The 14,368-nt window shown below is 49.8% G+C and carries 12 protein-coding genes; 1 reads left to right on the top strand and 11 read right to left on the bottom strand.

Annotation, left to right across the window (positions count from 1 at the left end; translation table 11 throughout):
• The first annotated feature begins 85 nt into the window (after positions 1-85).
• Positions 86-1,486, top strand: coding sequence for a sugar porter family MFS transporter (locus NSQ68_RS05225; protein WP_307348076.1), 1,401 nt, complete (start codon positions 86-88; stop codon positions 1,484-1,486).
• Between the two features lie 107 nt (positions 1,487-1,593).
• On the opposite strand, the gene NSQ68_RS05220 is transcribed toward NSQ68_RS05225, so the two are convergent.
• The 11 genes from NSQ68_RS05220 to nifE form a co-directional block, all read right to left on the bottom strand.
• On the bottom strand, positions 1,594-2,505 hold the full coding sequence (locus tag NSQ68_RS05220) for an AraC family transcriptional regulator (protein WP_307348073.1): 912 nt from the start codon (positions 2,503-2,505) through the stop codon (positions 1,594-1,596).
• A 141-nt stretch (positions 2,506-2,646) separates the two neighbouring features.
• Complete coding sequence (locus tag NSQ68_RS05215) at positions 2,647-3,309, bottom strand: TetR/AcrR family transcriptional regulator (RefSeq protein ID WP_342428197.1); 663 nt, start codon at positions 3,307-3,309, stop codon at positions 2,647-2,649.
• Positions 3,302-4,501 carry an MFS transporter gene (locus NSQ68_RS05210; RefSeq protein ID WP_342428196.1) on the bottom strand — a complete coding sequence of 400 codons (1,200 nt, stop codon included), beginning with the start codon at positions 4,499-4,501 and terminating at the stop codon, positions 3,302-3,304. The genes NSQ68_RS05215 and NSQ68_RS05210 overlap by 8 nt, the downstream gene beginning before the upstream one ends.
• Positions 4,502-4,644: 143 nt before the next feature.
• On the bottom strand, positions 4,645-5,301 hold the full coding sequence (locus NSQ68_RS05205; protein ID WP_039269397.1) for a DJ-1/PfpI family protein: 657 nt from the start codon (positions 5,299-5,301) through the stop codon (positions 4,645-4,647).
• A 199-nt stretch (positions 5,302-5,500) separates the two neighbouring features.
• Positions 5,501-7,339 (bottom strand): ABC transporter ATP-binding protein, encoded by a 1,839-nt coding sequence (locus tag NSQ68_RS05200; protein WP_342428195.1) that lies wholly within the window; start codon positions 7,337-7,339, stop codon positions 5,501-5,503.
• Positions 7,320-9,056, bottom strand: coding sequence for an ABC transporter ATP-binding protein (locus NSQ68_RS05195; protein ID WP_342429074.1), 1,737 nt, complete (start codon positions 9,054-9,056; stop codon positions 7,320-7,322). Before NSQ68_RS05195 ends, NSQ68_RS05200 begins: the two co-directional genes overlap by 20 nt.
• A gap of 244 nt (positions 9,057-9,300) precedes the next feature.
• Entirely contained in the window at positions 9,301-10,437 is a 1,137-nt protein-coding gene (locus tag NSQ68_RS05190) for a homocysteine methyltransferase (RefSeq protein WP_342428194.1), read from the bottom strand.
• Entirely contained in the window at positions 10,415-11,179 is a 765-nt protein-coding gene (locus NSQ68_RS05185) for a HesA/MoeB/ThiF family protein (protein ID WP_341071737.1), read from the bottom strand. Before NSQ68_RS05185 ends, NSQ68_RS05190 begins: the two co-directional genes overlap by 23 nt.
• A gap of 94 nt (positions 11,180-11,273) precedes the next feature.
• Positions 11,274-11,663: a NifB/NifX family molybdenum-iron cluster-binding protein gene (locus NSQ68_RS05180; protein WP_341071736.1), complete on the bottom strand. Its 390-nt coding sequence runs from the start codon at positions 11,661-11,663 to the stop codon at positions 11,274-11,276.
• Positions 11,660-12,967 (bottom strand): nitrogenase iron-molybdenum cofactor biosynthesis protein NifN, encoded by a 1,308-nt coding sequence (gene nifN / locus NSQ68_RS05175; protein ID WP_342428193.1) that lies wholly within the window; start codon positions 12,965-12,967, stop codon positions 11,660-11,662. Before nifN ends, NSQ68_RS05180 begins: the two co-directional genes overlap by 4 nt.
• Positions 12,957-14,318 carry a nitrogenase iron-molybdenum cofactor biosynthesis protein NifE gene (gene nifE, locus NSQ68_RS05170; RefSeq protein ID WP_342428192.1) on the bottom strand — a complete coding sequence of 454 codons (1,362 nt, stop codon included), beginning with the start codon at positions 14,316-14,318 and terminating at the stop codon, positions 12,957-12,959. Before nifE ends, nifN begins: the two co-directional genes overlap by 11 nt.
• Between the last annotated feature and the right edge of the window lie 50 nt (positions 14,319-14,368).

Genomic DNA, 14,368 nt, shown 5'->3' with positions numbered 1-14,368 from the left:
ACCAGCCTTTCTTTTATAAGCGCATGTTATACTTCTCCTCGAAGAACGGAATGAGGTTCTAGGAATCTGGAGGGGAGATGATCATATGGGAGTAATCATCCATAATGAAAGCGCTCAACAGAAAGCGCTTCAATCAGAAAAACCCAATATGCTTTTTGTGACACTGGTATCCATCGTAGCTGCGCTTGGAGGCATATTATTCGGTTTTGATATCGCGGTAGTTTCGGGGGCAGTTGAATTCCTACAGCAGCGTTTTTCGCTGAGCGAATTTCAGGTTGGTTGGGCGGTGTCGAGTCTGATTGTAGGGAGTATCACGGGAGCGGCTCTCTCCGGCTACATGAGTGAAAGGATCGGTAGAAAAAAGGTATTACTGGCCGCCGGATTTTTATTCGTCGTCGGCTCGATCTGCTCTGCGCTTCAAGACTCATTCACCGGGTATGTTATCTTTCGCATGATCGGCGGCATTGGCATAGGCATCACTTCCACCGTTTGTCCGGTGTACAACGCGGAGATCGCTCCTGCCAAATACCGCGGCCGTTTGGTTGCTTTAAATCAGCTGGCAATTGTAACAGGCATTTTCCTGGTTTATTTTCAGAATTCGTGGATCGTCAGCATGGGGGATGAAGCCTGGGGTGTCTCAACAGCCTGGCGCTGGATGTTCGGAGTGGGAGCCGTTCCGGGACTAATCTTTATGCTCTTGATGCTCTTCATACCCGAAAGCCCGAGATGGCTTATTAAACAGAATCGGCCTTATGAAGCGTTGCCGATATTGCTGAAAATTCACGGTGAAGAAGCCGCTAAGCAGGAAGTGCTTGATATCAAGGAATCATTCAAAAATGAGAACAACTCATTGAAGCAATTGTTCGCTCCCGGTATTCGGGTCGCTCTCTTTATCGGTGTCATGCTCGCCATTATGCAGCATATTACCGGCATCAATGCCATTTTGTACTACGCGCCGGTTATCTTTAAAGGAATGGGACTCGGTACGGACGCTTCTTTGACCCAGACCATCTGGATCGGGTTGATCAATGTGTTGTTTACCATCGTATCTGTATGGCTGATCGACAAAGCGGGACGAAAAATCCTGCTGATAATCGGCACCTCGTTAATGACCTGCTGTTTGGTCATTATTGGAGCCGCATTCAAAATGGGTTTGACCACCGGACCGCTCGTACTCATCATGATATTGATCTACGTGGCCTCCTATGCTATATCGCTTGGGCCGATCGTATGGGTTATGATCTCGGAGATCTTTCCGAACCGCATTCGCGGCAAAGCTGTAGCCATCGCTTCGATGGCACTATGGGCCGGCGATTATCTGGTATCGCAGGCATTCCCTCCTCTGCTGAGCTCAGCTGGCCCATCCAATACCTTCTGGTTATTCGGAGCCATCTCGTTGTTCGTCGTAGTCTTTTTATGGCGCAAGGTTCCCGAAACCAAGGGGAGATCACTTGAACAGATGGAGAATATGTGGCTTGGGAAATGACCCAACTTTAGCTCCCAAGAAGCCCGACACATGTTATAATGCTTCAAAATACACGCCCTCTGAGTCATACCGACCTAAATCGGCAATGGTTCAGAGGCTTCTTATTATCAGCTCCCTTCCTCCTCGGCATAGTTCCTCACATTGCGCTCCACAGCTGAGCGGTATTCTACAGGCGTCTTGCCTGTGTGCTTTTTGAACAACATATGAAAATACTGTCTGCTAGCCACGCCTACATAATCGGCAATTTCTTGAATGGGAATGTCCGTTTGCTGAAGAAGCATACGGGCCTTGTCCATTCGCAGCATCGTTAAATAGGCGGTGAGTGTTAGCCCCGTATGTTTTTTGAAAATACGGTGCAAATAACCTGGGTGTAGATTCACAGCCGCCGCCATGTCCTTGACCACAATCTCTCGATCATAGTTCAGATGGAGAAATTCAATGCATCGTTTGATGTACATATCCGTTTGCTGCGTGTTGCTGCGCTCTGCCTCTTCCCGTAGACGTGCAATTCGTACTAGCAATTGCATAAAAAGCATCTCTGCCATTGCACCCGGCTGTTCTTTTCGTTGGTCCAGCTCCAGCACGAGACTTTTCAGCGCATAATATACCTCTTCCGGGTCCGATAGTACCAGATACGGGAACGGACGTGACATGAGAGTCGTGACCTCCTGCTCCTCCGTTGCGATTTGTCGGATAGACGGCCCTACCCTCACCCCTTCCGTAAAACCAAACTCTACATTTAGCATCCGGCACGGTTGTACTCCTTCCACCACCAGTCGATGCGGTACACCTGCGTCCAGCATAATAAACTCGCCTTTACGCAGCGCGATGCTTTCTTCCGTGTTCTCTCCCGTTTGTACATCTACCCTGCAAAAGCCGGAAATCATATACATAATTTCAGTGGAATGATGATCGTGGTAAGACATCGTATAGTCATGCCATTGCTTGTAATAGTAAGCAAAAAAGCGAGGAATATAATCCCCGTCACGTAGCCGTGGCTCAAACAGACTTCCGTTCATCCCCGCACCTCCGTGAAATAGATAAGGCTAATATGGCAAGTATATGTAATCGCTCTATTTTCACAGTTTAGCAGACTGAGCCATGTTATTCTATTTCGTCCATTGGACGATCTATAATCCTTTGGAATACAGCAGCGACTTCTACCTAAAGGTAGGGGATTCATCACTTTCTGGACTTAAATACTGAATCAACATCCCCACAAATCGGTTAGCAATTTCTATATCCTCAAGTTCGTTATTCCGTTCGTCCTTGGACGTCAGACTCATTTTCTGGAGTATACCCATCATAGACGTGAAGATAAAATGAGCGGTCTTCAAGGGCTCCGTGTCGGACTTTAATGATCCATCTTGAAATCCAACTTCCAGAGCATCCATCAGGAAATGTCGTTCCTTTCCCCGGCTAACAAAATTGTTGTACTGTTCTTTGAGTTCTTGATTTGAATCATAAGCTTCGTAATGCAGATCGAATAAAAGAATAAACTTGATGTATTCCGGATGTTTCCAAGCGTAATCAATCCATGCATCAAGCATCGAAGTCAGCATCTCCTTACCGCTCATTTCGGCTGAAGGTGCCCTTCTAACAAATTCGGTCATGCTCTCAAGGATTTCCATCTGGACCTCAAAGATCAGTTCGTTTATGGACTGAAAGTGCTTATAGAATGTGACTCGACTTACACCAGCCACGTTGCATACATCCTTAATATTAACTTTGAGAAAGCTTTGCTTCATAAAAAGTTCCTTTGCAGCCGCAATGAGTTCTTCCCGATTTTTGTTTTTCAAATTCTGGTGCCAGTTCTCAGTCATTAACAACCATCCGTTTCTCATTTTTCGATTTTTGTAAGGTTAAGAAAAGGGCAGATGCAAGGATAAGTGCACCAAAAATATAAGGAATATGAATGTGTTTGTCAAACAACAAACCCGCTAAAATGGGTCCCAATATATTGCCTAGGCTGGTATACGTCGTATTCAATCCGGCGACATATCCTTGGCGATCACCAGCTGAGTTCGCGATCATTGTACTTACGGTTGGCCTTAGGAAGGCATTAAAAGCAAAAAACAGAGCAGATACCGCCAGCAAATAACCTAAATTAATCTTAATGATCATTAACAGTAAAGCGATGGCTGTCATAATCAAAGAGAGACGTATAAGCTTTATCTCACCAAGTCTCTTGATGAGATAATCAAGTAGCCATATCTGTACAACGATGCCTATAATTGCACCAACCGTAATGATCATTGAGATTTTAGTGGCATCAAAACCATATTTTCGTTCCACAAAAAGTGCATACACTGTTTCGTAATTCATCAAACCTAATGTCATGATCAGAATGAGGAGAAGATAACGAAAATAGGATGTCCGAAATGAATTTAGGATTTGGTTGCGAATGGGTTCCCGGCGGACCCAAGGGCTAGCGGGTTTTCGTTTTTCCTTGGGTAGTGTCTCTGGCATATATAAGCTAAGCAGCGTAGCAACAAGTCCAAGTCCACCAGCAAAAAAATAGGGTACCCTTATGCCAAACTCAGCGATCATACCGCCTAACCCCGGACCAAGCACCATCCCCAAATTCATGGAAGCACCCAAGTATCCCATTCCTTTAGCTCGGGTTTCAGAAGTGGTAATATCAGCGACGTAGGCCATATTGGAAGGAACCATTAATCCAATACCTATCCCCCCGATAAATCGGGCAATATATAGAAGAGGCAATGTCGTAGATACAGCAAACATGAGATCCGAAATGACCGTTAAAAACAGACCGGTGATGATCATGGATTTTCGACCCCATCTATCCGAAAGCTGCCCACCTAGGGGCGAAAAAATAAACTGTGCTGCTCCAAAAGCGGCAATAAGATACCCCGCAGCAGCTCCTGCCGCATTAAATTGTTTCAGATATTCAGGCAGAATGGGAATTACCATGCCTTGACCTAATAAAGCAATAAACAAATTCAGCATCAGAATGAAAAGTGGAAATGTAGCAGACTTAGGTAAGCTGCTCATGTTTGTAACCCCCTCCAACCATTTACACCATGTAACCCTTTACTATGTGTAAACTATATTAGTTGAAATAGGGGCCATTGTAAATAAAAATACAAATCTATTAAGCCAAGCTAATACCGAGAAGAGATCTTGTTATTCTTGATTTACACATGAGGCTCCCTTTTTGCAAACTCTTGTAACATACCTCTTATTTGTTCTACCAATATAGCAGGTGCTTTCTTGGGTGAACCCGTGTCAAACGGAGGCTGAGGATCGTATTCCAAAATCAGCTGGACTCCTTTACTCATGTCTTCTCCCAATTCCCATGCTATTAGCTGGAGTGCCATATCAATACCAGAGGAGACACCGGCTGCTGTAATGATTTTGCCCTGACGAACCACTCTCTCATCTGTTGGAATGGCTCCAAGAGATTGAAGCAGGTCTAAGGAGCCCCAATGACTGGTGGCTACGGTTCCATTTAACAAGCCTGCGGCGCTCAAAATCAGAGAGCCATTACAAACCGACGTGGTCCATTTCGTAGTTTCATGTATTTGGCGAATCCAGTTTAACGTTTCTTCGTCATTCATTGGAGTTTTATAATTTGGCGGACTGCAGCCTGGAACAACAAGAATATCAGCTGAAGGTACTTCAGAAAAACTGTAATCGGCATGCAAATAACCCATATTTGAGTCCAGTTTGACTAACCCTTTTTTCTTAGCGACAAACTTCACTTCACATTTCAGTGTAGCAGCAAATACATCATATGGACCTATGGCATCTAATGCTGTGATTCCATCGAAAAGCATGATTGCGATTTTCATGATGACTCTCCTTTGAAGTGGGATTTTATTCTTGCACACCCATACTAACATACATATACGGGGTATGGGTATATTTAATGTTGTAAAAATACCCATGCAAACCTTTAATAGTACGTATCTGTAAAAAGGCATACTAAAAAAGGCTACCCCAGGGTAGTCCTTTTAAGTATGCCTATAAATCTGTGAATCGCGAACCGGCTTAAGAGCTTTGCTTACTCAATTGACCATAATATAAATCACTGTAAAAGCCTTTGTGAGACAGCAGTTCATCATGAGAACCCTGCTCCTCCAAACGACCATCCTTCAAGACCAGAATCCGGTCAGCCTGACGAATGGTATTCAGCCGATGCGCGATGACGAAACTTGTTCGCCCCTGCATAAGCCGCTCCAGTCCCTCTTGTATCTTCATCTCGGTAATGGTGTCGATGCTGCTGGTTGCCTCGTCGAGTACAAGAATGGAAGGGTTGGCCAAAATAGCACGGGCAATGGCTAGCAGCTGTTTTTGCCCTTGACTGATGCCGCTGCCGTTCGCTTCCAGCACCTTGTCGTATCCGTCCTTCATCCGCATGATAAAGGAATGGGCATTGGCCAGTTTCGATGCTTGTTCAACCTCCTCATCGGTGGCGTCCAGTCTGCCAAAGCGGATATTTTCACGAATCGTCCCCTGAAACAGGAAGGAGTCCTGTAGCACAAATGCCATGCGGGAGCGCAAGCTTTCACGCTGTATGGTGGTGATATCGCGCCCGTCCAGCGTAATCGTTCCCTTGTCGGGGCTATAAAATCTGGAAAGAAGCTGAATTAGTGTCGTTTTTCCTGCCCCGGTCGGACCAACCAACGCGATCATTTCACCAGGTTTGGCTTCAAAAGAGATACCTTCCAGCGTAGCGCTTCCCTCATCATAACCGAAGGAAACATCCGAAAACCGTACCTTCCCCTCCACATGCTCTACCTCCACTGCGCCGCGTTCATCCTTGGACTCTTCATCTTCATCCAATATTTCAAATACACGCTCAGCTCCGGCAATAGCAGACAGCAGGGTGTTCCACTGGTTAGCCAAATCGTTCAACGGTCTGGTGAACTGGCGGGCATATTCTACGAATACAATAATTGTACCTATAGTGATGGAACCGCGAATGGCCAAAATCCCACCGATCCCTGCTACAATAGCAAAGCTGAGATTATTCAGTCCGTTCATCAGCTTCGGTATAAAGCCTGAAATCGTTTGGGCCCAGAAGCCCGACAGCCGAATACGGTCATTGCGCTCGCCAAATCCATGGATGACTCTTTTCTCCTGCGAAAATGCTTTAATAATCTGCTGCCCAGACAGCGTTTCTTCGATGTATCCGTTCAGTTCGCCCAAATTCTTCTGGCGTTCCTTATATAAGGGCCCGGTACGACGTGTAATCCAGCGCATCCCGGTAGCCATCAGCGGCACCACGATAAAGGTCAGCAGGGTCATCAGCGGGCTTAACCACAGCATCACCGTGAGTGTACCGATTAGCGTCAATATGCTCGAAAAAATCTGAATGGCGGAGCTGTTGAGCGTAGAACTGACATTTTCGATATCATTGGTCAGACGGCTCATGATCTCGCCCTGCTGACGTTTGCCGTAGAAAGGAATCGGTAATCGATGCAAATGTGAAAACAGATCAAAACGCATGCGGTACACCGTCTCTTGGGCAATCTCAATCATCCAGATATTTTGCAGCCAGGAGGTTAGTGAGTTGAGCAGATATACAGCTCCTAATCCGATGAGAAAATAAATCCACGTGCGTCCCCCCGGACCTTCGAGAAAATCATCCACCGCTACGCCGACCAGATATGGACCCAGCAGAGCCAGCCCGGAACTGAGCAGTACCATGAACAGTACCAGCATCAGCTTGGCCTTACGGCGAGCCAGATAAGCCCATATCCGTCCTAAGGTGCCGGACCAGTTTTTCGCTTTGGCCTTGCGGCGTTCTTCAGCTCCCGCCGGATTTCGCAGCACACCGGACGGCGGTGTAGGCTGACGGAACGGTTCAATGAGTTCCTTGAACATGCGACTCCTCCTTTCCATATTGTGATTCATAGATACGTCGATACAGATCCGAGCTATCCATGAGATGCTTATGGCTTCCGCTTGCCATCAGACGACCCTCATCCAGCAGTAAAATCTGATCTGCCGATGCGGTCGAGCTGATTTTCTGCGTAATGAGAAATGTCGTACAGGACAGGCCATCGAGTGCATTGAGTAATGCTGCTTCTGTCCCTACATCCAATGCACTTGTGCTGTCGTCCAAAATCAGCACTGCCGGCTGGCGTACCAGTGCGCGGGCAATCGAAAGTCGCTGTTTCTGTCCGCCAGACAGATTGACGCCACGCTGCCCGAGCATCGTGTCATAGCCTTGCGGCAAGCGTACAATCATATTATGAATTTGCGCCATGCGTGCGGCTTCCTTAATTTGCTCCAGGCTGGCATTCTCCAGCCCCCAAGCAATATTATCCCGAATCGAGCCGGTGAATAGCAGTACCTCCTGAGGGACATAGCCAATGGCCTCTCGCAATATGGACGCATCCAGTTCACGGGCGTCCTTTCCGTCAAAGCGCACATGACCTTCATCCTCTTCATAGAGACGCGTAATCAACTGCACAAGTGAGGATTTTCCCGAGCCAGTGGCCCCCATAATAGCTATCCGCTCGCCCGATTGCGCCTTAAAAGATATATCCTTTAGGACAGCCAGATCACTGCCCGGATAATGAAAGCTCACCCGGTCCATTTCCACCTGTCCCTCAATCCGTGTATGATGTGTTGAAACAGGCTCCAGCCCTTGCCTATCTTCATTAGATGTTTCCAATACCTCTCGAATCCGCCCCGTAGAGGCAGTGGCCCGGGAAAACACAACAACAATACCTGATAAGGCAGACAAGGCTCCAATCGTCCGCAGTGAATAATTGACGACTGCGACCACCTGTCCTACACTCGCATCCCCAGTGGAAATTTGGCCGCGTCCGAACCAAAGTACTGCAATAATCCCTGCATTCATCGTAAACAAAATGAACGGCATCGTCGTTTCTGTCCAGCGTAGAGCGGATACCGTCCCTTTCATCAATTCGCCTCCGTAATGGGCAAAACGTTCGATTTCATGCCGCATCCGCACAAAAACCCGGATGAGACGGATACCTGTCAGATTCTCCTGAATCACTCCGTTAACGTCATCTAGGCGACGCTGGACCCCCTTAAACAAAGTGACCGTTCGCCGCATCATCACCAACACAAACACGAACAGCACCGGGGCCATAACCGCCAATAATAGTCCAAGCCTGAAATGTACAACCAGTGCCATCACAATACTGCCGATGACTACAAGCGGAACCCTTGTCATAAACCGCAGGCTCATAAACACCGTATCTTGTACTTGCGTGACATCTCCGGTCAGGCGCGTAATTAGCGACGAAGTGGCAAAACGTTTAAACACAGGATACGAAAAGGATTGCACTTTACGGTACAGCTTTTCCCGCAAATCATAGCCGAAGCCCTGACTTGCATGTGAAGCAAAAAAAGAGCTGGATATACCCGCCATAAAGGCGATAACGGCACTCCCAACCAGTACACTGCCCCATAACCAGACGACAGACAAATCCTGCTGCCGGATGCCCTCATCAATGATTTTGGAGATCAGATATGGCTGCGATAGCTCTACCGTCAATTCCAGCAACATCATCACGAGTGCCGCGATGGCTGGAACCCGATATTTTTTTAGAAAAGAGAACATCATCCCCACAAGCATTCCTCCAATTGCCCATAGCCGTTCTTCCAGATCAGCGTGTAATGGTTATAAGATTCGAACCTTCCTGCTGTAAAACCATATATACGCACTTTATACAGCACTATATTTTATTATACCCTTCTGAACGGCTTCGTTTAACCAGCAAATTGGAGACTCCGGTTGTGAAATTAAAAGATATACAAGAAAGCGTTCCAGTCACGGTCACACTTACCGGACGGGAACGCCTTTTCGGTTATTTTGGCAGCTCTGCCGGATAATACTGTAGCCAGCGCCTTAAATCTGCGCTATGGATGACACGCTTGGGATCTTCACCGACTAGGCGAAGCCGCTCCAGCAGGAAGTTGATTTCACCGGAGCCTGCCGCGATTCCTTCCTGCTCCAGCATATATTGTACTGCACTTCTGCCCGAATGCTTACCGAGTACGAACGAATGGTCAGTGCCCAGCTCGGTCGGATCAAGGGCCTGATAGGCCGCGCGCTCCTTTAGCAGACCGTTGATATGTATGCCAGATTCATGGGCGAATACCATGTCTCCCACAATTGGCTTGCCTTCGGGAATGATTCGGTTGGAGGCTTGGGACACCAGTGCAGCCAGCGGGTTCAGCAGTTCGGGACGGACACTGCAGGTTCCTTGATATAGGTCCCTCCACGACATCACCACCTCTTCCAGCGCCGTATTACCTGCCCTTTCTCCAAGTCCCGACACCGTGGTACTGGCCCAAACAGCTCCCGCCCGCAAAGCTGCCAAAGTATTGGCAAGCGCCAGGCCATAATCATTATGACAGTGAATCTCAAGCTCCACATCCTGCGGCACGCGCGATACAAACCTGTCTATACGGGCAGCTATGGCAGCAGGATGATGAACGGACAGCGTGTCGGCATATCTGAAGCGCCGGATACCATCTCTGTAGAGCTGATTCGCCAACTGCTCAAGGAACAGGTCATCTGCCCTTGAAGCATCCTCAAAGCCTACGGAAACAGTCAATCCTTTACACTGACCGTAATCGACAGACTTGCGGATCAGTTCCGTCACCTGCTCAGGATTCATACCCAGCTTGGCCTTCATCTGCACCGTCGACACGGGAACCGAAATATGGGCCCAGCCGACACCTGTCGATTCAGCTGCATCAATATCTGTGAACACCGCGCGATTCCAGGTCATTAGCTTCATCTGAAGTCCAAGAGCAGCAATTCTGGCAATAGATCTGCACTCCGCCTTTCCCATTGCCGGAATTCCGATCTCAGCCTGCTCCACCCCCGCCGAGTCCAGCATGATGGCAATTTTAGTTTTCTCCTCGGCCGAAAAGGCAACGCCCGGAGCCTGTTCTCCGTCACGAAGTGTCGTATCACAAATATGCAACTGACTCATCTGTATCCCCTCCCGTTCCGCAACACGGACAGCGTGGGTTGCGCTTGACCGCTATGGTGCAGCTGCTCATATCCAGCACATTCATACGGTACATGCGGTCAGTGAACAGATTACCCGCATCTGTAATCCATTTGACCGCTTCCAGTGCAGCCATGCAGCCAATCAAGCCGGAGGTGGCTCCCAGGACCGGGAATCCCAGAGGTTCCCAAGGCTGTCCGCCTTCCGGGTACAGACATTCCAGGCATGCCGTCTTACCGGGATCAATGGTCATCAATGATACTTCATAGGCGTACATGGCCGCTTCTATCATCGGTCTGCCATGTCGAACACATAGTCTGTTCAGCGCATATCTTTCCGGAAAGTCATAACGTGCATCAATCACAATATCGGCTGCTTCTACCCATGGTCCAGAGGATTCTTCTGTGATTTTGTCGGCGTGGCCCTCAAGCTCCGTCTCCGGATTGATACGATGCAAATGCTGTAATGCCGTCTCCATCCGTTCCTCCCCGATTCGTCCGCTGTCCATCAGCACCTGCCGGTTCATATCGGGCAGATGGATTATACCCTCATGGGCCAATATCAGCTTTCCCACTCCGGCAGCGGCCAGGTACATGGCCGCTGTCCCTCCCAATCCTCCGATGCCTGCAACCATAACAGTAGCCTGCTTTAGCCTGTTCTGACCTTCCACTCCCAGCAGTTTTAGCTGGCGTCCGTATCTACTGTTTTCCAGCAGTTGTACCATTCGTCCACCCCCTCCATGTGCGGCTCCCGCCTTTAAGATATTCGGTCCGCAGGATCTTGATAACTTATAGGGTTGCTCTTCCTTACAGGAGAGCTCATGATTCGGCTTTGCCGCTGCCCTCCTCAGCATGCAGGATTTTGGCAAGCCACATGGGCGGATTGCGAGCCAGCATATTCTGGAGACGCTGGACCTGCTCCTCAATGGTGCTACCGAAGGCCACCTTCACAGGCATAATGGTCCGCTTGGTAACCTGTGCGGCAGCTGAAGCGCCGATCTGTACTAGGAAGATCAGGGCACAATCCTCAATCAGGCCAATTCGGCTGGCGATCTTACCCGCCTCATTCTCATCGCCCCCCAGGGCTATCCGCCGATGCTCCAGGAACTGGACGCCTGAGTGCCGGATTTCAAATACAGTGAACATGGGACTCTGCCCAAAATGAGCATTCACAAGCACACCGTCTTCCGTCGCAAATGCAACCTTCATCCTCCCCTCCCCCTCTTGGCAAGCAATACATTGCCCACCTTATTCACCCACTCCATGGTTCCACGGTATCCGACGCTTACGGATGTGTGGGCGCCCAGCTCGTCATACACCGGCAAGCCTGCCGGTACGAACGAGGCCCCGGCCCGTGCCGCTCCCTTTCTTCCATGTGAATTGCTGATCCACAAATCAACGTCCTGCGCGCTCTCCTCTGCATCATCCAGATCACCGACCCAGACTTCCCGTTCTGTCTTTTGCAGTGCGGGCGTGCTGCAGGGTGTAATTAGCCGCTTCAGTTCCACTCCCATCTCCTCCAGCCAGGCTGCGGTCGACAGCATATGATCCGGTTCTAGCGCCACTACAGCCGAAGCACCGGAATAATAGAAATGGGCATCCAGCATGCTGTCCAACAGATTTTCACGCTGCCAGCGAAAGCGAACGGGGGCTGGCTCGCGGCTGATTTTCTGCAGAAAATGTATGAACGCATCGCTCGCGGCCAAACCAGACAGACCAGCGAACAAGTGGTAGGGAATGCCTGCAGCATGAGTCAGCCTGCGCGCCGGACGCTCCATGCTCGCGCCAATGGCAATCGTGCAGGAAGACTCCAGCATCTGGCAGGCTGAATCCAGCGGAGTCCCCCCTCTCGTCAAAGGGGAAAAGCCTGTCAGCAGGTGACCGGACAAGGAAGTGGAAATATCGGGGAGCGTAATAACCTCCAGGCCGAAGGAAGCGATAATATCCTTGATTTCCATGACATCTCCGGCAGTCAGATAAGAAGCCGGCAGCAGATTGACCTGCGTCCGGCGCTGTTTTTTGGGGGACTTGCCTCCGGCCAACCCGAGTACGGCATCCATTAGCGACTCTACTGTACTACTGTAGCCCGTCTCCAGAGAGCCGTGAAAATCAGGCAGCGATACAGAAAACAGCAAACTGTCTTTCAAGGCCCGTTCTCGCTTGAACGCCTTTACCCTGGACTGAAAATCAACGCCTGCCACCTCGGTGAGGGCCGTGCTGATAACGCCGATAACATCTGGATGGTGCTTGGACCAGATATGATCCAGCGCCTCTTCCAGATTCCGGTCTGCGTCAAATATAACGTCCATCTCTTGCAGCGCAGAGGTTTGAACGGCAATCGGCTCTCGAAAATGGCGAGTTAGCAGTGCCTTGGAGAAGGCCGAGCAGCCCTGAGCGCCGTGCAGCAAAGGCATTGAGCGATACATCCCCTGCAGAGCCAGTACGCCGCCCAAAGGCTGTCCTACCTTGAGCGGGTTGACACTGACAGGCTTCGTGGCGGATTTAATCGGCAAATTCCGTCTCCTCCTCCCATGGAGCCAATTTGGCGGTCAGCTCCCATACCGGATGCTGCAGCGTATGCACAAGCTGTTTCGCCAGAGACAACAGCCCGTCATAGCCCGCATAGGCTTTGTGCCGCTCCTGATTGATGTCCACAAAAGGAATCTGTTCCTTAAGTGCCATATACATGTTCCGGCCCCCGGCAATGACCATGTCTGCCTTGCGGCTCCGTACGGTCTTGAGAATCTGCCGGGCACCGCCTTCCGGGATGTATTCCGCATCATCTCCGATACGGTCAGCAATCCGGGATACATCCTCGGCTGTGCTCTTGTTCGTGCCTACACCAACCACCTTAATGCCCAGCTCCTGCAAAGCCGTAATGACAGACCAGCTCTTTACGCCCCCGGTATAGAGCACTGCCCGCTTTCCTTTCAACTGCTTGCGGTAGGGCTCCAGCTCCAGCGATAGCCTCATTTCCTCCCGTGCGGCCAGCTTATCCACCCGTCGCTCTACATCCCGATCTCCGGTCAGGTAAGCCATCTGCCGCAAGGAATAACTCGTCTCCTTCGCTCCATAAAATGAACCTTCAAAATAAGGAATGCCGTATTTACGCTCCATTTGGACTGCTAGGCCCAGCAAAGCTCGGCTGCATACGACCATGTTGGCCTTGGCACGATGCGCCCATCCCACCTCACGGAACCGACCGTCCCCGGTAATTCGGGACAGGATAGTCATTCCCGTCTGCTGCATCAGCCGCTCGATATGCCACATCTCGCCCGCAATATTGTATTCCCCAATGAGATTGATATCATGGGAGGTTGTCTGTTCCGGCTCGGTACTGCCGATAATATGCTGGAACAATACATCTCCGGCCAGCCGGGTCCCGAGATTCTTACTGCCCACAAATCCCGGACTGTTCACCGGAATGATCGGCGTACCCAGCCGTTCCGATTCAGCCTTGCAGACCCCCTCGATATCTTCACCAGTGAGGGCTGTGACACATGTTGTATAGACAAATACAGCGGGAGGAGCAAAACGGCTGACAATGTAGCGAATCGATTCATGCAGCTTCTGTTCACTACCAAAAATGATGTCCTGTTCTCCAAGATCCGTAGTGAAGCCATACGCCGACAGCTCCGGGCCGCTGGACAAGCTTCCTCTGCTCTCCCAGCTATTGCCGAGACAGGCAATCGGCCCGTGCACCAGATGAGCCGCATCAGCAATGGGGATCAGTGTAATCTGGGCCCCGTCAAAGGAGCAGCCACCCGAAGCCTCCCCCGGCACAGGCCGGGGACAGGGCGTGCTTTTGGAAATTTTGTTGCCGCAGGATACCTCCAGCCTTCCATTAGACACAGCCGGCTCCATCCGCACACCCCCTTATTTCAGATAGAATCCATTGAAATCACAAGCCCAAG

The sequence above is a fragment of the Paenibacillus sp. FSL L8-0158 genome (genome assembly GCF_038592965.1).
Classification (GTDB): Bacteria; Bacillota; Bacilli; order Paenibacillales; family Paenibacillaceae; genus Paenibacillus; species Paenibacillus polymyxa_D.
Note: the sequence above shows the minus strand (reverse complement) of the source record. Positions and strands in the feature narration are given on the sequence as shown.